Source organism: Pseudomonas yamanorum, assembly GCF_013386765.1.
In the GTDB taxonomy this organism is placed as follows: domain Bacteria; phylum Pseudomonadota; class Gammaproteobacteria; order Pseudomonadales; family Pseudomonadaceae; genus Aquipseudomonas; species Aquipseudomonas yamanorum_A.
The window spans coordinates 63,886-85,194 of record NZ_JACARE010000014.1 but is presented as its reverse complement, the minus strand read 5'-3'; the positions used below and the strand labels follow the sequence as shown (position 1 = coordinate 85,194).

22 protein-coding genes are annotated in these 21,309 nt (G+C 59.5%); 14 read left to right on the top strand and 8 right to left on the bottom strand.

Features of this window, described 5'->3' with window-relative positions; genetic code table 11:
* Positions 1 to 59: 59 nt before the first annotated feature.
* On the top strand, positions 60 to 773 hold the full coding sequence (locus HX875_RS08780; protein ID WP_177042895.1) for an HNH endonuclease: 714 nt from the start codon (positions 60 to 62) through the stop codon (positions 771 to 773).
* Between the two features lie 73 nt (positions 774 to 846).
* A complete protein-coding gene (locus HX875_RS08775; RefSeq protein WP_177042894.1) occupies positions 847 to 1,488 on the top strand; it encodes an HAD-IB family hydrolase in 642 nt (213 codons plus the stop codon).
* A gap of 41 nt (positions 1,489 to 1,529) precedes the next feature.
* Here HX875_RS08775 and vapC read toward each other — a convergent pair whose 3' ends face one another.
* The 3 genes from vapC to HX875_RS08760 form a co-directional block, all read right to left on the bottom strand.
* Positions 1,530 to 1,934: a type II toxin-antitoxin system tRNA(fMet)-specific endonuclease VapC gene (gene vapC, locus HX875_RS08770; RefSeq protein WP_026077784.1), complete on the bottom strand. Its 405-nt coding sequence runs from the start codon at positions 1,932 to 1,934 to the stop codon at positions 1,530 to 1,532.
* Positions 1,927 to 2,166: a type II toxin-antitoxin system VapB family antitoxin gene (gene vapB / locus HX875_RS08765; protein WP_008432930.1), complete on the bottom strand. Its 240-nt coding sequence runs from the start codon at positions 2,164 to 2,166 to the stop codon at positions 1,927 to 1,929. Before vapB ends, vapC begins: the two co-directional genes overlap by 8 nt.
* Before the next feature lie 294 nt (positions 2,167 to 2,460).
* Positions 2,461 to 3,420 carry a LysR family transcriptional regulator gene (locus HX875_RS08760; protein WP_177042893.1) on the bottom strand — a complete coding sequence of 320 codons (960 nt, stop codon included), beginning with the start codon at positions 3,418 to 3,420 and terminating at the stop codon, positions 2,461 to 2,463.
* 261 nt (positions 3,421 to 3,681) lie between these two features.
* Here HX875_RS08760 and argH point away from each other — a divergent pair, with 261 nt between their 5' ends.
* From argH to HX875_RS08730, 6 genes are all read left to right on the top strand, one after another.
* Complete coding sequence (argH, locus tag HX875_RS08755; protein WP_177042892.1) at positions 3,682 to 5,109, top strand: argininosuccinate lyase; 1,428 nt, start codon at positions 3,682 to 3,684, stop codon at positions 5,107 to 5,109.
* 120 nt (positions 5,110 to 5,229) lie between these two features.
* A complete protein-coding gene (locus HX875_RS08750) occupies positions 5,230 to 6,108 on the top strand; it encodes an amino acid ABC transporter permease (protein WP_003211504.1) in 879 nt (292 codons plus the stop codon).
* Between the two features lie 23 nt (positions 6,109 to 6,131).
* Positions 6,132 to 6,896 carry an amino acid ABC transporter ATP-binding protein gene (locus tag HX875_RS08745; protein ID WP_003211502.1) on the top strand — a complete coding sequence of 255 codons (765 nt, stop codon included), beginning with the start codon at positions 6,132 to 6,134 and terminating at the stop codon, positions 6,894 to 6,896.
* A 25-nt stretch (positions 6,897 to 6,921) separates the two neighbouring features.
* Positions 6,922 to 7,743 (top strand): ABC transporter substrate-binding protein, encoded by an 822-nt coding sequence (locus tag HX875_RS08740; protein ID WP_177042891.1) that lies wholly within the window; start codon positions 6,922 to 6,924, stop codon positions 7,741 to 7,743.
* 165 nt (positions 7,744 to 7,908) lie between these two features.
* Positions 7,909 to 9,078, top strand: a complete 1,170-nt coding sequence (locus HX875_RS08735; protein WP_177042890.1) for an MFS transporter — start codon at positions 7,909 to 7,911, stop codon at positions 9,076 to 9,078.
* 64 nt (positions 9,079 to 9,142) lie between these two features.
* Positions 9,143 to 10,090 carry a hypothetical protein gene (locus HX875_RS08730; protein WP_177042889.1) on the top strand — a complete coding sequence of 316 codons (948 nt, stop codon included), beginning with the start codon at positions 9,143 to 9,145 and terminating at the stop codon, positions 10,088 to 10,090.
* On the opposite strand, the gene HX875_RS08725 is transcribed toward HX875_RS08730, so the two are convergent.
* A complete protein-coding gene (locus tag HX875_RS08725) occupies positions 10,087 to 10,893 on the bottom strand; it encodes a sulfite exporter TauE/SafE family protein (RefSeq protein WP_177042888.1) in 807 nt (268 codons plus the stop codon). The two genes, HX875_RS08730 and HX875_RS08725, sit on opposite strands and share 4 nt — an antisense overlap.
* Before the next feature lie 115 nt (positions 10,894 to 11,008).
* Between HX875_RS08725 and HX875_RS08720 the strand changes: the two genes are divergently transcribed.
* Together HX875_RS08720 and HX875_RS08715 are read left to right on the top strand one after the other, a co-directional pair.
* The gene (locus tag HX875_RS08720; RefSeq protein ID WP_177042887.1) at positions 11,009 to 11,779 is read left to right on the top strand and encodes an AraC family transcriptional regulator; all 771 of its coding nucleotides are present in this window, start codon (positions 11,009 to 11,011) and stop codon (positions 11,777 to 11,779) included.
* Positions 11,780 to 11,883: 104 nt separating this feature from the next.
* The gene (locus HX875_RS08715) at positions 11,884 to 12,264 is read left to right on the top strand and encodes a helix-turn-helix domain-containing protein (RefSeq protein WP_177042886.1); all 381 of its coding nucleotides are present in this window, start codon (positions 11,884 to 11,886) and stop codon (positions 12,262 to 12,264) included.
* Between the two features lie 16 nt (positions 12,265 to 12,280).
* On the opposite strand, the gene HX875_RS08710 is transcribed toward HX875_RS08715, so the two are convergent.
* The gene (locus HX875_RS08710; protein ID WP_177042885.1) at positions 12,281 to 13,219 is read right to left on the bottom strand and encodes a GlxA family transcriptional regulator; all 939 of its coding nucleotides are present in this window, start codon (positions 13,217 to 13,219) and stop codon (positions 12,281 to 12,283) included.
* A gap of 115 nt (positions 13,220 to 13,334) precedes the next feature.
* Between HX875_RS08710 and HX875_RS08705 the strand changes: the two genes are divergently transcribed.
* Entirely contained in the window at positions 13,335 to 14,129 is a 795-nt protein-coding gene (locus HX875_RS08705; RefSeq protein WP_177042884.1) for an SDR family NAD(P)-dependent oxidoreductase, read from the top strand.
* Here HX875_RS08705 and HX875_RS08700 read toward each other — a convergent pair.
* The 3 genes from HX875_RS08700 to HX875_RS08690 form a co-directional block, all read right to left on the bottom strand.
* Positions 14,126 to 15,520 (bottom strand): amidase family protein, encoded by a 1,395-nt coding sequence (locus HX875_RS08700; protein WP_177043104.1) that lies wholly within the window; start codon positions 15,518 to 15,520, stop codon positions 14,126 to 14,128. The genes HX875_RS08705 and HX875_RS08700 overlap by 4 nt on opposite strands.
* Before the next feature lie 201 nt (positions 15,521 to 15,721).
* On the bottom strand, positions 15,722 to 16,510 hold the full coding sequence (locus HX875_RS08695) for a hypothetical protein (RefSeq protein ID WP_177042883.1): 789 nt from the start codon (positions 16,508 to 16,510) through the stop codon (positions 15,722 to 15,724).
* Positions 16,511 to 16,633: 123 nt separating this feature from the next.
* Positions 16,634 to 17,692, bottom strand: coding sequence for an MBL fold metallo-hydrolase (locus HX875_RS08690; protein WP_177042882.1), 1,059 nt, complete (start codon positions 17,690 to 17,692; stop codon positions 16,634 to 16,636).
* A 123-nt stretch (positions 17,693 to 17,815) separates the two neighbouring features.
* Here HX875_RS08690 and HX875_RS08685 point away from each other — a divergent pair, with 123 nt between their 5' ends.
* From HX875_RS08685 to HX875_RS08675, 3 genes are all read left to right on the top strand, one after another.
* A complete protein-coding gene (locus HX875_RS08685) occupies positions 17,816 to 18,436 on the top strand; it encodes a TetR/AcrR family transcriptional regulator (RefSeq protein WP_177042881.1) in 621 nt (206 codons plus the stop codon).
* Between the two features lie 189 nt (positions 18,437 to 18,625).
* Positions 18,626 to 19,684, top strand: coding sequence for a diguanylate cyclase (locus HX875_RS08680; RefSeq protein ID WP_177042880.1), 1,059 nt, complete (start codon positions 18,626 to 18,628; stop codon positions 19,682 to 19,684).
* A gap of 239 nt (positions 19,685 to 19,923) precedes the next feature.
* The gene (locus tag HX875_RS08675) at positions 19,924 to 21,243 is read left to right on the top strand and encodes a methyl-accepting chemotaxis protein (RefSeq protein WP_177042879.1); all 1,320 of its coding nucleotides are present in this window, start codon (positions 19,924 to 19,926) and stop codon (positions 21,241 to 21,243) included.
* Positions 21,244 to 21,309: the final 66 nt, after the last annotated feature.

Here is a 21,309-nt window from a genome sequence, read left to right as displayed (position 1 = left end):
CATAGACGTAATAATGGCCACTCAGTATCGTCCGAGGGTTTTCTACCCTCGGCGGCTGTATGGATATTACGAAAGACAAAACGGACTGGAACGACTCGGAATTGGCTGCGGCGGTCGAGGCCTATTTGAAGATGTTGGCATGGGAAAAAAACGGCCAACCTTTCAACAAAGCACTCGAAAACCGTCTGCTACGTGAAGGCCCGGTGGTAGGCCGCGCGAAGGGTTCCATCGAGTTCCGCATGCAAAACATCTCCACTGTTCTCGTGCGTATGGGCTGGGACCGTATCGAGGGTTATAAGCCTGCGAAGAACGTAGGCTCAGGCGTAGAGCAACGCATCCGCCAAGCGCTTGCGGCGCACGGTGTATTCGAATCCGAAGACGCCGCCCAAACGGCAGACGAGCAAACGCTTATCCGCCGCGCATCCAAACTGCAGCAACAACCTTTCCATAAGTTACCGGATGGCATTGCCCAGCCGCAGAAAGTGTCGACCGTCAGCACCGCCTTCGTTCGCGACCCGAAGGTGCGCGCCTGGGTACTGAAAGAAGCCAATGGCATCTGCGAAGGCTGCGGCTCGAACGCGCCTTTCGAGGTCGACGGTCAGCCATTTCTTGAAGTACATCACGTCAGGCACCTCGCCCAGAAGGGTTCGGATCGCATCACCAATGCTGTAGCCTTGTGCCCCAATTGCCATCAGCGGTGTCACCGGTCGAGCGACCGGGATGTTTTCACCAAAGGGCTTTACTCCAAAATCAACAGATTGATACCGGAGTAAACTCTTGCTGTCAGAGCAGATGCACCTCCAAAAAAATAGTAGATAGGACCGAGACCCGCCCGTGAACCCAGACATGCTCGAATCCGGCCCCTTGGATGCCAAAGTACTCTCCGTCTTTGACTTCGACGGCACCCTGACCCACCACGACAGCTTCGTGCCGTTCCTGAAGTTCGCCTTTGGTAAAGGCGAATTCGTGCGCAGGATGGTGAAGCTGGCCGTGCCTGGCGCGCAGTTTCTGTTGCGCGTCATCAGCCGTGATGAACTCAAGGCGCAGTTGATCCGCACCTTTATGACCGGTGTGGACAAGGCGTGGGTTCAGCAGAAAGCGGACGAGTATTGCCAGGCGTATTGGAACAAGTTGATGCGCCCAACCGGGCTGCAATCGGTGGCCGATGAGCTGAAGTCCGGGGCGGTGGTGACGCTGTGTTCGGCGTCGCCGGCGTTGGTGCTGCAGCCGTTTGCGGATCGGCTTGGGATCAGGTTGATTGGCACTGAGCTTGAGGTGGTTGACGGGGTGTTGACGGGCAAGCTCACCGGGAATAATTGCCGGTGTGAGAATAAGGTGCTTCGGCTTGAGGCGGTTTATGGGGATCTGGGGGAGTATCGGCTCAGAGCCTGGGGTGATACGCGCGGGGATCGGGAGTTGTTGGCGGCGGCGCAGGATGCGCATTTTCGGCATTTTCATGCGAAGAAGAAACGAATCAAGCAACGCTGAATCGCCTGGACAACCTATCTGTGTGCCCTGGATTGACTGCCCTAGGCGGCGATCCAGTTTTCCACGATCAAGCCATTCACTCGCTTGAACTCACCTTCGTTGTTAGTCACCAGGACCAATCCTGAGCTTCTGGCGTGGCCCGCAATGTGCAGGTCATTTACGCCGATTGGAGTGCCCTTCTTTTCGAGATCGGAACGGATCGAGCCGTAGTGAAAAGCGGCCTTGTCATCGTAGTGAATGACGTCAAGCCGGGAGATGAAGTCCTCCACCGCTCGAGTATTTTTCTCAACAAACTGGCTCTTTTCGGCACCGTGCATCAATTCTGCGAGGGTGATCGAAGAGATCACCATACGCCCTACATTCGCATTGAATTTTTCCAGTATTTCCATAGGCCGACGCTTGATGATGTAGATCACGATGTTCGTATCAAGCATGTACTTAATCATCAAAGGACTCTCGCTCTTGCTGGGTTTGGTCGGCGCGCTCCTCCATAAAGTCATCAGATACCGATTCGCTTGCAAGGAAAAAGCTGTCCCAAGTGTTTTCAACCGGCGAAATAATCAGTTCGCGCCCCACGGCACGCACCTCTACGGTTTTCACCCCAGCGGGAAAACGCATGTCAGCAGGGATACGGATATTTTGTGTACGGTTATTGGTGAAGATCGTTCCAGTAGACATAAGGAACACCTCTCAAGGCAGGGGAAGACAGGTAGGAATGATAGTTTGCAGGTGCTCTATTGCATAGCTCTATAGCAGCTACCCGACGAGCGTAGCCGAACAGGTAGCTGTTGGTGGCGGCGCAGGATGCGCATTTTCGGCATTTTCATTCGAAGAAGAAGTTGGGCAAGTTGCAGCGGTGATGCGGGTGGGTGGTGTCTGCAGGTAGACCGAGGTGATCCCATCGCAGCCTCGCTGGGGCTCGACAGCTCCCACAGGTGATCTTTGTACATCCTTCGAGTTGGTGGGAGTTCGTTAGATTGGCGCTTTGAGATCCACGCCCAGCGCCGTCGCGAAGGCTTTTACCAGTGGGCTGCGCGGGGTGTTGTGCTTGAGGATGACGTTGAACGGCGTGCTCAGGTGGATCTGTTCCGGGCATAACACGCGCAGGCGCCCTTCCTTCACCAGCGGCGTGGCGTAGTGGTCGGGGAGGAAGCCCAGGAAGCGGCCGGTGAGGATGAGGATGGCCACGGCTTCAACTTGTGAGGCCGAGGCGGACTGGCTGTCGTAGCTGACGAAGTTGGCTTTGTCGCTGTGGATCGCGTACCGATGGTTGACCACTTCATGCTGGCGCAACACATCTGCATTGATGTCACTCGCTTCAAACAGCGGATGCCCGACGGCGCAGTACGCGTGGGACTTTTCTTCGTACAGCGGGAAATAATCGAATTCTTCCCGTCGCTGGTACACCGGCACGATGCCGACAATCAGCCGCCCTTCCACCACGCCCCGTTCAACTTCGTCCAGTTGCGAGGCATGTAGGCGTAATCTTATTTTCGGCGACTCTGTATGTAATTTCCCCAGCGCTTTAATCAGCGGCGAATTAACGTCCGATACGGTGTTATCAATAACGCCCACACTAAGGTCGCCGATCAGTTCATTCTGCGCCGAACTAAGCTTGTCTCTGAAACTGTCCACCGAGGCAAATAATTCAATGGACGCCTGATAGACCAACTTGCCTTCTTCGGTCAGGCCAAACCCTTCCCGGCCTCGTGTACACAGGCGCATGCCGATGCGAATTTCCAGGTCGGAAATCTGTTTGCTGATCGCCGCCAGGCCCACATTCAGCTCGTTCTGCGCCGCGCTGAAGCCGCCCGCTTCGACCACAGCCTTGAACACCCGCAACAATTTGAAGTCCAGGCCGCTGAGTTGCAGCGGAGGTCTTGTGCCGGGTTTTGGCGGTATGTTTCCAGAATTGGAAAGTGGGGTTTCCATAATACGTGTTGACCTCAAGTGCCATATTCAACAGGCTTTGACCTACTCCATGAACATCGCCGGGCGGCAATAATGAACATACTTAACCGCCCTTGGCAACCTTGAATATAGCGGGTTGAACAGCTTTTACCGGCTGATTTAACGCCCTGAGAACCTGACACTTCGATCAGGACTTTTTGTTTTGTTACTGCCCTCCGAATCCATAAGGCCAAGCCACGTCCATCGGGCTTGTCACTTCTAAAAACAAGCGTGAGGAACACCATGTCTCAGCCCACCGATCGCCTCTGGGGTGCTCGTTTCAAGTCCGGCCCGTCTGCTGCTTTGGCGGCGCTGTCCCGTTGCCCTGAGCGCTATTTTCGTCTGACGCCCTACGACCTGGCCGGCTCCCGGGCCCATGCCCGTGAGTTGCAGAGGGCCGGGTTGCTGGATGAGTCGGAAACCTTGCGCACCCTGGAAGCGCTGGACCGGATTGGTGAGGACTTTGCCGCTGGCCGCCTGCACCCGACGCTGGATGACGAGGATGTGCACACCTTCATCGAGCGGGTGTTGACCGAGCGGTTGGGCGCCCTGGGCGGCAAGTTGCGCGCCGGGCGTTCGCGTAACGACCAGACGGCCAACGATTTGCGCCTGTTCCTACGGGACCACGCGCGCACCATCACCACCGAGGTGCTGGGTTTGCAGCAGGCGCTGGTGGACCAGGCCGAGCAGCATATCGAGAGCATCTGCCCGGGCTTCACCCACTTGCAGCAGGCTCAGCCGATCGTGTTCGCCCATCACTTGCTGGCCCATGCGCAATCGATGCTGCGGGATGTGCAGCGCCTGGTGGATTGGGATGCGCGTACGGCGTTGTCGCCGTTGGGTGCAGCAGCAATGGCAGGTTCGGCGATTGCTCGCCAGCCAGAGCATTCCGCCAAGGAGATGGGTTACACCGGGCCGTGCGAAAACTCTATCGATGCTGTAGCCAGTCGTGACCATGTGGCGGAGTTTCTGTTTGTGGCGGGCATGCTCGGGGTGAATATTTCGCGGCTGTCGGAGGAGTTTTGCCTGTGGTCGTCGCGCCAGTTTCGCTGGGTGCAGTTGGACGATGCCTACGCCACCGGTAGCTCCATCATGCCGCAGAAGAAGAACCCGGACATTGCCGAACTGGCGCGGGGTAAAGCGGGACGTTTGATTGGCAACCTGACCGGCTTGATGTCGACGCTCAAATCCTTGCCGCTGTCGTACAACCGCGATTTGAGTGAAGACAAGCACAGTGTGTTGGACAGCGTGGATACGTTGCTGCTGGTGCTGCCTGCGATGGCCGGGATGGTCGCGACGATGAAGGTGCAGGTGGAAGAGCTGCGGCGCCAGGCGCCGATGGGATTCACCCTGGCGACTGAGGTGGCGGATTGGCTGGCCACCCGCGGTGTGCCGTTCAAGGAGGCCCATGAGATTACCGGCGCCTTGGTGCAGGCCTGTGAGAAGCATGAGATTGAATTGTGGGAAGCCTCGCCGGCGCTGTTGGCAGAGGTGGATACACGCCTGACACCTGAGGTGCGTGAGTGCCTGACCCTGGAAGCGGCGATTGCGGCGCGCAGTGGTTGGGGTGGGACGGCGCCGGAGCGGGTGAGGGAGCAGATTGGGCGGTTGAAGGTGGCTCTGGCAGGCCAGCAGCAATGGGCAGAGAGTTACACCGGCTTTCGAATTTAGCGCCCACCTTGTAGGAGCCCGGCTTGCCGGCGATGGCGTTCTTGAGAGCGCAATCGCCGGCAAGCCGGGCTCCTACAAGGATGTTGGTATCCAGTTAGATCGTTGTTTTGGAGAGTCACCATGAAACAAACCCCGGCAGAGCGCTTGCAAGCCGAGCGCCAGCAGACCGAGAACCAGTTCGATATCACCCAGTACGAGCACGTGCCACGTCGATATTACGGTCGGATGTTTTTTGCCACGTTGATCGTGATCGCCCTGGCCGCCTTACTGCGTGCGTTCGCCAACGGTCAAATCGAATGGTCCTACATCGGTCAGTTCCTCACGTCCGAGGCGATCATCTGGGGCCTGGTGAACACCATCATCATGTCGATCCTGGCCATGGCGCTGGGCGTGGTGATCGGGGTGATCACCGCCATCATGCGCATGTCGGCCAACCCGATCCTGCGTTACGTGGCCATCACCTACACCTGGCTGTTTCGTGGCACACCGCTGATCCTGCAACTGCTGTTGTGGTTCAACCTGGCGCTGATTTTCCCGGTGATCGCGATTCCCGGCCTGTTCAGCATCGACACCGTGGACCTGATGACGCCGTTCGTGGCCGCCCTCCTCGGCCTGAGTATCAACCAGGGTGCCTACACCGCTGAAGTGGTGCGCGCCGGCCTGTTGTCGGTGGACACCGGCCAGTACGAAGCCGCCAAGTCCATCGGCATGCCGAGCCTTCAGGCGCTGCGTAGGGTGATTCTGCCCCAGGCGATGCGGGTGATCATTCCGCCTGTAGGCAACGAGTTCATCAGCATGGTGAAAATGACCAGCCTGGCGAGTGTGATCCAGTACTCGGAGCTGCTGCACAACGCGCAAAACATCTACTACGCCAACGCCCGGGTCATGGAGTTGCTGATTGTTGCCGGCATCTGGTACCTGGCGGTGGTGACTGTTCTTTCATTCGGTCAGAGCCGCCTTGAGCGTCGTTTTGCCCGCGGCGCCGGCAAGCGTTCGTAAGCCCTGACTGAGGAGATTTGCCCATGAGAAGCATCGTCAAGGCCGTGAACCTGAACAAGTATTACGACCAGTATCACGCGCTGCAGGACATCAACCTGGAAGTCGAGCAAGGCGAAGTGCTGTGCATTATCGGCCCGTCCGGTTCCGGCAAAAGTACCCTGCTGCGCTGCGTCAATCAGCTGGAAAAAATCGACAAGGGCGGCCTGTGGGTCGACGGCGAACTGGTGGGTTACCGGGTCGTCGGCAACAAGCTGCATGAGTTGAATGAATCACAGATCGCCCGTCAGCGCTTGGCCACCGGCATGGTGTTTCAGCGATTCAATTTGTTCCCGCACATGACCGTGTTGCAAAACATCATCGAAGGCCCGTGCCAGGTGCTCAAGCGCTCGCCCAAGGAAGCCACCGAGGACGCACTGGAGTTGCTGGCCCGGGTTGGCCTGGCGGACAAGCGCAATGCCTACCCGGTGGAATTGTCTGGTGGGCAGCAACAGCGTGTGGCGATTGCCCGTGCGTTGGCGATGCGCCCCAAGCTGATGTTGTTTGACGAACCCACGTCAGCTCTCGACCCGGAACTGGTAGGAGAAGTGCTGTCGGTGATGCGCGATTTGGCCACCACCGGCATGACCATGATTGTGGTCACCCATGAATTGGGCTTCGCCCGCGAAGTGTCCAACCGCATGGTGTTTATGGATGCCGGCCAGATTGTGGAAGCCGGCAGCCCTGAAGAAATTCTAATAAGCCCACAAAACCCGCGTACCCAAAGCTTTATTTCTGCCGTTCGCACTTAACTAAAAAACTAACGAGAACGCCCCCATGAAAAATCTGTTTCTTCCAAGTTTGCTCGTAGGCCTGATGGCCTCCACTTCGGTTTTGGCGGCATTGCCGGCAGCGATCAAGGACAAGGGTGAGATCAGCGCGGCCATCGTGCCGAACTATCCGCCGATGGATTTCAAGGACACCGCCACCAACAAACTCACCGGCCTGGACTTTGACCTGGGCAACGCCCTGGCCGAGCGCCTGGGTGTGAAGATCAAGTGGCAGGAAACCGGCTTCGAACAAATGCTCAGCGGCCTGACCACCAAGCGCGTGGACATCGTGCTGTCGGGCATGAGCGACACCGCCGAGCGCCAAAAGGCGGTGACCTTTATCGATTACTTCACCAGTGGCCCGCAGTTCTACACCCTGGCCAAGCGTGAAGACCTCAAGGAATTGACTGACCTGTGCGGTAAGAAAGTCGGCACCAGCCGACGTACTACCTGGCCGTCGGAAATTGCCGCGTGGAGTAAGGAAAACTGCGAAAAGGCCGGTAAGCCAGCGATCGTGGTGATTGGCACTGAAGGTTCGGCGGATGCCCGGGCGCAGTTGCAACAGAACCGTCTGGATGCGGCGATGCAGGGCAGCGAAACCATTCCTTACCTGATGTCGCTGGACAAGGGTAAGTACAAGCCGGTGGGCCTGGCGATTTCCAAGCAGTTCACGGGGCTTGGGATTGAGAAGAGCAATACCGAATTGGTCACGGCCATCAGCGAAGCGCTGCAGGGCATGATTGATGACGGGACCTACGGCAAGATTCTGAAGAAGTGGGATCTGGAGCAAGGTGCGGTTCAGAAGATCAGCATCAACGCCGGCCAGTAACAACACGTAACCCTGTGGGAGCCGGGCTTGCCCGCGATTGCGGTGTGTCAGTCACCAGAAATATTGACTGACACACCGCAATCGCGGGCAAGCCCGACTCCCACAGGGAACAACTGTGTATGAAAGATAGTAACCAGCCCCAAGAATAAGGACATCCGCCCCACCGTGGCCACGTACTCCCTGGTAATCCGCCGCCTGATGATCTGCTCGGTGACCATCGTCGTCAGCCGCGCCATGACCAGTCCGCTACTCGCGCTGTTGCTCAGCACCCGCCTGGGCCTCAACCAGCAAGACATCGGCTTGCTGATGGGCATCGCCGTATTCATCGCCACCCTGCTGGGCCTCTACGGCGGCTACATCATCGACCGCCTGGAAAAGCGCAAGCTGCTGATCCTGGCGATGCTCTCCAGCTCCATCGGTTTTCTGTTACTGACCTTTGCCAGCAACCTGTACCTGACCACCCTGACCCTGGTGATCACCGAAGCCGCGTCGGCGCTGTTCCTGATCGGCTCCAAGGCGATCATCAGCGAGAACCTGCCGGTGGGCCAGCGCGCCAAGGTGTTTTCCCTGCGCTACACCCTGACCAATGTCGGCTACGCCACCGGCCCGATGCTCGGTGTGGTGATTGCCGGCCAGATGCCCCTGGCGCCGTTCCTGATCGCCAGCGCGATTGCCTTTGGCAGCCTGTTCCTGATGATCGGCATCCCGCCGACCCAGCGCGACGACAGCAACAAACCCTTGAGTTTTCTCAGCACCCTGAGGACGCTGCGCAGCGATCGCACCTTGATCCTGTTCACCAGTGGCAGCCTGTTGAGCACCATTGTCCACGGGCGCTACACCCTGTATCTGTCACAGTTTCTGCTGGTGGCCTACAAGCCGGAGAACGCGTTGAAAATTCTCTCTGCCGTGCTGGCATGCAACGCCATCACGGTGATCCTGATGCAGTACCAGATCGGCCGGTTCCTCAAGCGTGAACAGCTGCGCTACTGGATCGTGCTCGGCACCTCGCTGTTCATTGCCGGGTTGATCGGCTTCAGCATGGCGGACGGCCTGGTGTCGTGGTGTGTCGCGATGTTTGTGTTCACCCTCGGGGAGATGATCATCTACCCGTCCGAATTCCTGTTTATCGACACCATCGCCCCGGATGCCCTGCGCGGCAGTTATTACGGGGCGCAAAACCTGGCGGCATTTGGTGGCGCATTGAGCCCGGTGATCTGCGGCTACCTGCTGATCAATGCATCGCCCGCTTCGATGTTCTATGTACTGAGCGGGCTGACGGCGGTGGGCGGCACCTTGTGCTTCCTGAGTGGACGACGTGTGGTGGCCCGTGCGTAATTTCTACTGATATTTGCTCGATATCCCGCTATTAATAGCGAAATATCTCACGGACCCGAGCCCCATGAAATTCGACACGGCCTACAGCCTGAGTCTCGACGACAAGCTGTCGATCTATGACGTGCGCGACCTGAATTTCGACGAAACCGCCGCCTTCGACTCCGACAAGGACAGCTTCCTGTGCCCCAACGATGAATGCCGGGCGGCGTTTGCGGCGGGGAATGTGCTGGGCACGTTCAACGCGAAAAACGTCAATTACCTGCGCACACCGCACTTCAAGAATATCCCCAGCACCCGGCATATCGACGGCTGCCGCTACGCCAGCCGCCACGCCGGAAAAGGTGAAGCGGAGGATGGGCCGGAAGAAAACTTCCCGTCGGAATTTGTCCTGACCCGACGCCAATACGAACGCAAGACACCGCTGATCGGTGCCGAGGGCGGCACCCCACAAGAGCCACCGAAAACGCCGGCAACCCGCAGCCCTCCGTCTCACAGCTCAAGCGACACAACCCCGGACAAGACCAGCGTCTTCGCCCACCCGGTGGAATGCTACGTGTCCAATATCGGCGACAAGGACAAGCTTAAAAGCATGCCCTTGAAGGTCGGCGACCACACCGCGACCTACTGGACGTTTTTCAAGAAGATCGAATACCTGCAAGACAACAAAGGCCTGATCTACTGGGGCAAGATCAAGGAGATCAAGGACTACACCAGCAGCTTTCGCATCGACTTCGAAAAGAAGGCCTGGCTCGACAAGAAGCCCTACTCCATCAACGTTTACCTGAGCAAAAAACTGATCGAGAACTACCGCAAGCGCAAAGTGTTCCTGGAACAGATCAAGGCGGCGGTGGACAGTGAGCGGCCGTTGTATTGCTTCTTTTATGGGGTAACGCCGGAGTTCAAGCAGGTGCCGAGCAAGAAGAACCCCGAGCAAACGTTCGGGGTATTCAGTGCGAATATCGAGAACCTGGACCACCTGATTATTCGCGAGGCGCCGGGGTTGGAAAGCTAGAGCAGCATGCTCACCATCACCGCGCCCAACAACCCGATATACACCCGCGCATGCAGCGCGTCCGGGATGCGGCCGATCCACGGGGTGGCCAGGCGAATGCCCAGCAGCGAGCCCAGCGTGAGGATGGCAAACGCCAGCAAGTCGACATAGCCGACAAACCACGCGCCCAATTCCACCTTGGCAAATCCCGCCATGACCATGTAGGTAAACGTACCGGCTAGCGCCACCGGTATGCTCAACGGGTTGGCCATGGACGTGGCCTGGGACATGCTCAAGCCGCAACGGCGCAACAGTGGCACCGTCATTACGCTGCCGCCCACCCCGAGAAATGTCGCGATCACTCCAATGGCGATGCCGCCGCCCATCACTTCAGTACCGCCCAGGCGCCGGGGCTGGAGTGTGTTGTCGTGGCTGAGAAAGCCTCGGCGCAACAGGCAATCGGCGATGGTGAGCGCCAGGTAAGCGATAAAGGCGTAGCGCATGAAATTGCCGCTGGCGAACATGGCGGCACCCGCCCCCAGCACCGCGCCGATCGCGATAAACCCGCCCAACGGCCACAGGTAATGACGAATCAGATTACCTTTGCGCCGATGTTTTCCCGTGGCGATCAGCGCATTGACGATCATCACGCAGGTGGAGGTGGCGACCGCGATATGCATCGCCGATTCACTCACGCCCGCGTCGTGGCTGAGCTGGAGCATGCCGTACAGCAACGGCACCACCACGAACCCGCCACCGAACCCGAATAGCACCGCGGTCACGCCGGTCATGCAGCCGAACAGCGCCAGTAATAGATAGAACATCGAGTATCGCCTTCAGCATCGGGGTGAGCTGATGACGATAGAGACTCAAGACTTGGCCCGCTTGCGCAGGTCGGCCAATAATGTGTGAGATATTGCCACTCTCGGAGTCAGCCACATGCGCAACGTTTCCATCGCTCAACTGGACCTGACGCCCCGCACCGTAGTGGCGATCGGCACCGATTATCCCCACGGCTACCTGCTCAAGCGCCACAGCCATCGACGCGGACAGTTGCTGTATGGCGCCACCGGAGTGATGCAAGTCAGCACCCAGGAAGGCAATTGGGTGGTGCCGCCCCAGCGCGCCGTGTGGATTCCCGCCCAAGTGCCCCATGAAGTGCTGATGCTCGGGGTGTCGACGCGCAGCCTGTATATCGAACCGCACGCCGTCACCGACCTGGGGCCCAACTGCCACGTCATCAGCATTTCGCCATTGATGCGCCAGCTGTTGATGGACGCGGTGGAGTTGCCCCTTGAATACGACGAAACCGGGCGCGACGGTGCGCTGGTCAGCCTGCTATTGCATGAACTGGCCCGCGCCACGCACTTGCCGCTGCATATTCCGCTGCCGGAGGAGCCTCGCTTGCTTGCCTTGTGCCTGGCGTTTCTGCAGCGGCCGGACGTGCACCAGTCACCGGTTCAATGGGCCGAACACTCGCACCTTAGCCTGCGCACCTTCAGTCGGCATTTTCGCCAACAAACCGGCTTGAGCTTCGTGCAGTGGCGCCAGCGCGCCTGCGTGGTGCAGGCCCTGGCGCGACTGGCCAGCGGCGAGACTGTCACCCGGATCGCGCTGGACTTGGGCTATGAAAACCCGGCGGCATTTTCCAGCATGTTCCGGCGGGTGCTCGGTCATGCACCGAGTAACTATCTGGAAGGAGCCAAATAGAGCGGCGGCAACCCTATCGAAAAAATCCAGTTGATGAGCGGTCAAAACAACTGTACAAAAACACAGTATAGTTTGCCCTCCCCCGTCGAACCTGGAGAAAGCCCATGTCCTCTCTGGCAATGAGCAGCACCGTAGAACAGCAGATCGTCCTTCACCAATTCACCCCACGCCACAGCGTACAGGCCCGCCTGATGCTGGGCTGGAGCCGGGAAGACCTGGCCCGGGAAGCGGATGTGGACGTGGATGCCCTCCAGCGCTTTGAGAGCCATGGCGATGTGGAGGATGAAGTCCGCCTGAGCGTGGCGTTTCGCCTGGAGGCTGAAGGGTTGGTGTTTTTCCCGGGGTTTGCGCCGGGGTGGGGGATGAGTGTGCGGGGTCGCGCCAGCGCTTTGGAACAACCCGCCACCAAAAGCATCATCTCCCGGTTTCTGGATTCAACAGCGGCATCGATTGATCCAACTACCCCGCAGCCGAATGGTGCATAGCGTCGGGGCCATGAACTCACGCCTGCAACTGCAACGCTCGGCGGATCATTTGTGGCGGCTGGCCAAACGCCCGTAAAAAAGCCCGACGCATGCGCTCCGGGTCTCCGAAACCCGTCTCCCGGGCAACGACGTCGATGGAGTGGCTGCCGGATTCAAGCATCAACCGCGCCGCTTCAATACGCAGGTGTTCGACCGCCTTGGCCGGCGATTGGCCAGTTTCGGCGCGAAACAGTCGGCTGAACTGGCGTGGGCTGAGGTGTGCGGCTTCGGCCAGTTGCTCCACCGAGAGGTCCTCCTGCAGGTGCCCTTTGGCCCAGGCCAGAGCGGTTTGTACACGGTCGGATTTGGGGTCCAGTTCCAGCAGCGCCGAAAACTGCGACTGGCCACCGGCACGGCGATGGTAGACCACCAGTTTCTTCGCCACATCGCGGGCCACTTCCACGCCCAGGTCATGCTCTACCAAGGCCAGGGCCAGGTCGATGCAGGCGGTCATGCCAGCGGATGTCCAGAGCGGGCCGTCGACGGTGAAGATCCGGTCTTCATCCAGCTTCACATTGGGGTAGCGCTGGCGAAACGTCATGGCGTGGTACCAGTGGGTGGTTGCCTTGCGCCCTTCCAACAGCCCGGCCGCGGCCAGGTGGAACGAACCGGTACAGGCTGACGTGACCCGCCGCGACGCCGTCAATGACGCCTGCAAATAAGCCACCATGCCCGGCGTGGGCTCCAGTAATTCGTTGTCCCCCAACACCACGATCGTGTCATAGGCCTGCTGCCCGAACGCCAGGCTATCAATGGCAAAGCCCATGGAGCTTTTGATCGGCCCACCGTGCTCAGAGAGTAAGTCCACGCGATAGAACGGTCGACCCACCACGAAGTTGGCAAATTCGAACACGCTGCTGGTGGACAGGCTGAGCACCTGAAAGCCGGGAAACAGCAAGATACCGACGGACACCATGGCAAAACCTCATGTCTCTAAAGGTGGGATATATGACATTGCAGCCACCACATTACACCCATAATCTTGATTCCAACAAGGCCGATCCTCTCCCCGGCCATTTGGAGCAACTGCCATGTCACACCATAAAGGTTATGCCCTGATCACCGGTGCTTCGTCCGGCATAGGCGCGGTGTATGCCGACCGCCTGGCCCACGCGGGCTACGATCTGATTCTGGTGGCCCGCAATCAGCAACGCCTGGAGCAACTGGCGACCCGCCTGAAGGCCAGCACTCAGCGTAACGTCGAGGTGATAGCCGCCGACCTGAATCTGCCAGCCGACCTCGCACGTATCGCCCAGGTCGTACACGAAGACAGCCGTATCAGCCTGCTGGTCAATAACGCCGGCGTGGGCGCCACGGCTTCGCTGCTGGACTCCGACGCCGACAAGATGGACGCGATGATCCTGCTTAACGTGCTGGCGCTGACCCGCCTGGCCAAGGCGGCCGCGACCAACTTTGTCGCCCAGGGTCGCGGCACGATCATCAACATTGGCTCGATTGTCGCCCTCGCCCCCAAGCTATTAAACGGCGTATACGGCGGCACCAAGGCCTTCGTGCAGGCCTTCAGCGAATCGTTGCAGCATGAGCTGGCCGACAAGGGCGTGGTGGTGCAAGTCGTGCTGCCGGGCGCAACCGCCACCGAGTTCTGGGACATTGCCGGCCTGCCGGTGAACAACCTGCCGGAAACCATGGTGATGACCACGGAAAACCTGGTGGACGCTGCCCTCGCCGGCCTGGCCCAAGGTGAAGCCGTAACGATCCCTTCACTGTCGGACAACGCCGATTGGGAGGCTTACGAAAGCGCACGGCTGGCACTGGGCCCGAACCTGTCGCACCGCAAACCCGCCGCACGCTATGGGTTGAACTAGCCCGGCCCGGGAATAAACGCAGGCTCCCTGATTGCCAGGGAGGCCTGCTCATAGCCGTAGGCAACCGAAAGCAATGTGGGTTCGCTCAAACTCGCGCCGTAGAAGTGAAGTGCCGTCGGCATACCGTCATCGTCCATGCCCGAGGGCACGGATATTCCGGGGTAACCGGCCGCCGCTGCGTAGTAGTAACTGCCCGAAAGGAAGTTCGACACGATTGCATCGAGCTTGTGCTCGGTCAGTGGGGTCTTGAGGGCGCCCTCGAAAATCGGACCGATAGCGGCCCATAACCCTTCCCGCACTTCATCACTGATATCCAGGTCTTTGATCATGGTGAGCAGCCCCTGATCGGGAACCCCCGGGCCGTTGTTGCGCTCGTTGAATTCAATCAGCTCGGACAAGGATTTCACCGGCAAACCTTCGCGCCCGGCCAGGTAAGCCTCAAATTTTTGCTTAACGTCGGCGTAGAGGGCGAGGCTGTAACTGGCATGGATATCGCCGGATAAGCCTGCGGCCAGCCGCCCCACTGGCACCAATATCGCACCCTTGGCCTGCAGCAATTTGAGAGCGTCGGCAAAATGCTGCCGGTCGGCTTTTATGTCTGGGTCTTCTGCGTCATCTGCCGATAGCTCAGGCAACGGTGTGTAACCAATGCGTTTGCCCTTCAAGGCATCATCATTGAGCCCGGCGGTGTAACGGTCCGTTTCGGTCATGGCATCCAGTGCCTGCGCAGCATCTCGTACATTGCGGGTGAAGGTCCCCACCGTGTCCTGGCGGGAGCTGGTCATTACCCCTTCAGTACTCACCAGACCCACAGTGGGTTTGAAACCAATCACACCGTTATAGGCCGCCGGCGCGATGATCGAACCATTGGTCTCGACGCCCAGTGCCAAAGGCACCATCCCCTGGGCCACCGCCACGGCCGAGCCCGTGCTTGACCCCGCCGGCTGGCCATTCAATCGATGAGGATTGAGCGTTTGGCCGCCCCTGGAACTCCAGCCACTGGTCGATATGTCAGAGCGAAAATTGGACAACTCGCTCATGTTGGTTTTGCCAATAATCACCACACCGGCCTTCAGCAGGTTGTCCACCACCCTGGCATTTTTTGAAGCGGGCTTGCCCACCAGCGCCATTGAGCCACCACTGGTCTGCATCTTGTCGCCTGTTTCGAAAACATCCTTGAGCGCTATCGGCACGCCATGCAATGGCCCGCGTACCTTGCCAACTGCACGCTCCTGATCAAGTGCACGGGCGTTCTCAAGGGCATCCGGATTGATTTCAATAAACGCGTTGCCGCCCTGCAAGCCCTTGTCCACGTTGGCGATTAACTTCAGCGAATCCCTCACCAGCGAAGCCGAACCGGGCCCGTCGGGCCTGGCCATGTCCGCCGCCAGTTCGTCGGCACTGCGATAGGCCTGCGGTGGGTTAACCACCGCCTCGAAAAGACCTGCTCCCCACCCCGCGCCCAAACCTGGTCCGATCATAAATAGCTCCCCTGCCTGTCCGAATGTTGCGGATACCCTTCGATATCCCGGCCTCAGTCTAAGAGGCGAATCATTCAATGACTCGGGGGTAACTCTTACCGCCGCGTACGATCACTCGCGATACGGAGTAGGCATTTCAAGGTGCTCCAAAACCTGTCGGCAACCTCGTACCAACGCGGCCAGGCGATCACCCGCCCAGTGCGCGCCATAAAACCAGACAACCCTCGCAACCCCTTCGGCGTCCATCCCGGCGGGCACGCAAAAGCTTGGGTTGCCCGCGGCGGATGCCTGCTCAAAAGTGGCACTGTGCGCATCCGCCACCACCCCATCCAGACGATTTTCCGTGACCCGATCATTAATTTCGTTGCCCGGGTCCAGGGTGAAATGGCGCGTGTCGTCCGCCACCCGTGCAGTCACGGCCACCAACTGCGCACCGGCGGCGCGCAGTGCGTTCAGTACCAGGACAAAGTGCGCGCTGTGCCTGATCGTTTCCCGAACACCACCCGCAACATACTCGCTGGCAAAGCCAATACGGCTGCCTGCCAAGGACGGTGTATGTCTCAGATGACCGGCGTCGGCGACCGGCGGGATCTCCACCATCACTGGCCCCTGGGGATCGACGCCGCTGAGGGCGATCAGTGATAACGAGGCATCGCGCACGGTGTGCATCATGGGACCGGGGATGTCGAACCTTGGGCCGTACCCACTGGAGATGCCAAACTCCAGGCCGCCCTGGGGAGGGGACGAGTCGGTGATCGCACCCGCCGCCTTACCGCCAAACACAACGCCCTTGCCAGCGGTTGGTGCGCAGGACGGGGGACCAGGACTCTCCCCCGAGACGGGCTGCTTGAACAGGCACGGCGCGCCCGATGCCGTGACCTTCCTACTCTTGTCGTCCATACACTCCCACGCCTCGAATTGGGTTTTCGAGGCGTGATTGCATCCCTTTAACGGGGTGGGTGTCTGTCGGAAATGGCTGGCACTGGCTCGTTTTAAAACCCTGGCATCAGCATCAAACGGCCATTACCCGCTGACGCGCTCTTCGCTGCCTTGATGCTCGACTTCCAACCACCACGCCTGCCCGCGTTCCGGTTGATTGAGCATGAACGCCCGGCCCATCGGCGGCGTGGTGATCGACACGTTACGCTCCCAGGCCAGTGCCATGATGCGGTCGAAGGGTTCATGCCATGCGTGAAACGCCAGGTCGAACGTGCCGTTGTGGATCGGCAGCAGCCAGCGGCCTTTCAAGTCGATATGCGCCTGCAGGGTTTCTTCCGGCTGCATGTGAACGTGGGGCCAGTCGACGTTGTAGGCACCGGTTTCCATCAGCGTCAGATCGAACGGGCCGTACTGCTCGCCAATGCGCTTGAAGCCGTCGAAATAACCAGTATCACCGCTGAAGAAAATCCGCCGTGGGCCATCGATCATCACCCACGAACACCACAGCGTCTGGTTACCATCGAACAGGCCGCGCCCGGAGAAGTGCTGGGCCGGTGTTGCGACAAAACGAATCCCGTCGACTTCGGTGCCCTGCCACCAGTCCAGTTGCCGCACCTTGCCGGCGTCCACACCCCACTTGACCAGCGTATCGCCCACACCCAGTGGCGCGAGGAAGTAGCGGGTCTTGTCCGCCAGTTGCACCACCGCCTTGTGGTCCAGGTGGTCGTAGTGATTGTGGGAAAGGATCACCGCCTCGATCGGCGGCAGCTCCTCCAGGCTGATCGGTGGCTGATGGAAACGCTTGGGGCCGGCCCAACTGAACGGCGATGCGCGCTCGGCGAACACCGGGTCGGTCAGCCAGAACTTGCCGCGCATTTTCAGCAGCACAGTGGAGTGCCCGAGGCGGAAAACGCTGTGGTCGGGGGCGGCAAACAGTTGCTCGCGGGTCAGCGGCTGCACCGGGATCTCACCCACCGGCCGCGTGCTGCGAGGCTTCTGGAAGAGCATCTTCCACATGATGCCCAGGGTCTTGCCCAAGCCGCCATGCTGGATGGGCTTCTGGTTGGTGAAGTGACCTTGATGCTGTTCGGAAGACTTGGGCGCTGTAGAAGAACTGTCGAGACGGGTTGAGATCGTGGCCATTACCGAGGAACTCCTGCAGACTGCTCTAAAAATTACACTGCACAGTGTAGTTTCTAGATTGCAACAAAACCGGGAGCAAGTAAACTACCGAGTGTAAGTTTCCCTTCAGAGCCGAATCCTCCCATGACTGTACCCCTGCGCCTCACCGACCGTAAACGCGAAGCCATCGTGGCAGCCGCCATCGCCGAGTTTCGCGACAACGGTTTCGAGGTCACCAGCATGGACAAGATCGCTGCCACCGCCGGGGTTTCCAAGCGCACGGTGTACAACCACTTCCCGAGCAAGGAAGAGCTGTTCGCCGAGATCCTGCATCAACTGTGGGCCAGCAGCGTTGCGCAACTGGACGTCAGCTACGCCAGTGACCGCCCGCTGCGTGAGCAACTGCGCGGGCTGCTGCAAGCCAAGATGACCATGATGTCGGACGCCAACTTCCTCGACCTGGCCCGGGTGGCGATTGCCGCCACCATCCACTCGCCGGAACGCGCCCAGGACATGGTCAACCGCCTGAGCATGCGTGAAGAAGGCTTCACCCAGTGGGTACGCGCCGCCCAGGAAGACGGCCGGCTCAGTTGCACCGACCCGTGCTTCGCCGCCCATCAGGTGCAAAGCCTGCTCAAGGCCTTCGCCTTCTGGCCACAGATCACCCTGGGCCAGCCCACCCTGGATGCCGATGCCCAGGCGAACGTTATTGAGTCGGCCATCGACCTGTTCCTGGCGGGCTATGAGGTCGTGCCGCAGCACTGACCTGTTGCAGGAACGACATCCCAGGTCGTTTTTTGACGGATTTGCCGTGTGTCCTTTGCAAATGGCCTCGAAGGACACTGATTATTCCTACGCGAATAACTGACAATATTCACACGTATTATCCGACCAGTGGTTTTCTCGATCACGTGTGCTGCCGTACCTGCAAAAGAAAAATCGACCCAGGAATTTATGGAAAACCAACCAGGCAAAGGGCTGTCATTTGCCAGACGTATCTACAGGCCAAGGATCATCGGCCTGGGCATCGGCTGCATCAGTGTCATCGCTGCGCTTTACCCACTGCACATGCCAGGCTGGGTGTGGACGTTGCTGCTGTTCAATGGTTTTGGCTGGGCGCACCTGGCGTATCAACTCTCCTCTCGCTCCGACTTCCCCTACAAGGCAGAACGAAGAAACCTGCTGTACGACTCGCTGCTCGGCGGGTTCTGGGCGGCCACCACCCAGTTCACGCCCCTGACGGCCGTGACCATCCTGTCGATGATGACCATGAACAACGTCGCCGCCGGCGGCAAACGCCTGTTCCTCCATGGCGTCGTGGCGCAAGGGGTGGGCGTCGGCGTGTCCTGGCTGTTGTTCGGGATCACCTTCAACCCCGACGTCAGCCTGGTCCAGGTCTACGCCTGCCTGCCGATGCTGACTCTGTATCCCATGGCCCTGGGCATGGTCTGCTACCGCCTGGCGATCAAACTGTCGGAACACAAACGCGCCCTGAGTGCCCTGAGCCGCACCGACAGCCTCACCGGCCTGCTCAACCATGGTTCGTGGAAAGACCTGCTGCACCTGAAGTTTCACAAGTGCCAGCAACAGCAGGTCCACGCCACCATCGCGCTGATCGACATCGACCACTTCAAGCAGATCAACGACAGCTACGGGCACATCATCGGTGACCAGGTATTGCGCCAACTGAGCCTGGAGCTGCGACGCAACCTGCGGGAAAACGACCTGGCAGGGCGTTATGGCGGCGATGAGTTCTGTGTGATTCTTCCGGACATGCCCCTGGAACAGGCTGCGCAGGTCATGGAGCGCATGCGCGAAGTGTTCAGCAACTACCGTAATCCGGAAATCCCCGAGCTGCGGGTCAGCCTGAGCATTGGCCTGGCTTCGTTCCAGCCCGCCTTCAGCGACGCGGCCATGTGGCTCAACGCAGCGGATCGGGCCCTGTATGCCGCCAAAGACACCGGTCGTAACCGGGTCAATATCAGCGACTACGTGGTCGCCCACACCGCCTGAATCCCGCCCGCTACAACTCGTCTGAATTAAACGCAGGCGTCACCGACCGATAGCATAATGCCGCCATTGGTCGGCCGCCGTAGAACTTCTTGCCGGCCATACCACTCTGAATCCGCTGTTCCACCCTTCTGCCCGCACAAGGAAGCTGGCAATGAGCACGTTTGCCGTAGGCTTGAGCCCTACGGTGGCAGGCGCCCCCATGGAAATCCCTGACGCTTGCTTCCCCCGAGCACACGACCATGCTATTCAACGCCCATAAAAAAACCATCAGTACCTTGCAAGCCACGATCACCCAGCAAGCCGGCCTTCTCGACGCCATCGACCGCTCCATGGCCGTGATCGAATTCGACCTGCAAGGCACTGTCCTTCGGGCCAACGAAAATTTCCTCAAGGCCATGGGCTACACCGCCGACCAGGTCGTGGGCCAGTCCCATCGCCTGTTCTGCACCCCGGCCTTTGCCCGCAGCGCCGAGTACGGCCAGCTGTGGACGCACCTGCGCAATGGCCAGTTCCAGTCGGGCACCTTCGAACGAGTGACCGGCGCCGGCCAGCCGATCTGGCTGGAGGCCAGCTACAACCCGGTGCGCGACGCATCCGGCAACGTGGTGAAAGTGGTGAAGTACGCCATGGACGTCACCCCGAAAATGCAGGCCGAGAGCGAAGCCAACGCCAAGTTGCAGGCCATCGACCGCGCCATGGCGGTGATCGAGTTCAACCTCGACGGCACCATCATCAGCGCCAACCAGAACTTCCTGCATCGCATGGGCTACACCCTGGCGCAGGTCCAGGGCAAACATCACCGCATGTTCTGCAAACCCGAACTGGCCAACAGCAGCGCCTACAGCGATTTCTGGCAGCGGCTGAACCAGGGTGAGCTGTTCAACGGCCAGTTCGAACGTATCGACAAAAACGGCCAGGTCCTGTGGCTGGAAGCCAACTACAACCCGGTGTACGACGCCAGCGGGCGCCTGTGCAAGGTGGTGAAATACGCCTCCGACGTCACGGCCATGGTGGAGAAACACGCCGCTGATGCACACAGCGCGACCCAGGCCTATCACATCTCGCTGCAAACCCGGGACATCGCCGAAAAAGGCGCCGAAGTGATCCAGCAGACCGCCACGGGCATGCGCGAGATTGCCGCCAATATCGACGGTTCTTCCGCGCTGATCGCCAAGCTGGGCGAGCGTTCGCAACAGATCACCGCCATCGTCAACACCATTCGCGGGATTGCCGACCAGACCAACCTGCTGGCGTTGAACGCGGCCATCGAAGCCGCGCGGGCCGGTGAGCAAGGCCGCGGGTTTGCGGTGGTGGCCGACGAAGTGCGGCAACTGGCGGCGCGCACCAGCGGTTCAACGGCGGAGATTTCCTCGATGATCGAGATGATCCAGAGCGAAACCCGCCAGGCCATCGACAGCATGGACGGCACCCGGGACCGCGCCGCACAGGGCGTAGAGCTGGCCAACCAGGCCGGCACGGTGATCCTGCAGATTCGCGAAGGCACCAGCGAGGCGGTGCAGGCCGTCAGTGCGTTTGCCAATGAACGGGGCAACAGGTAAGCGACAGGCTTCTTCATGTGCCGGGTGGAGGGCTCGGTCTATAGTGGTGGCTTGTCTTACGCCACG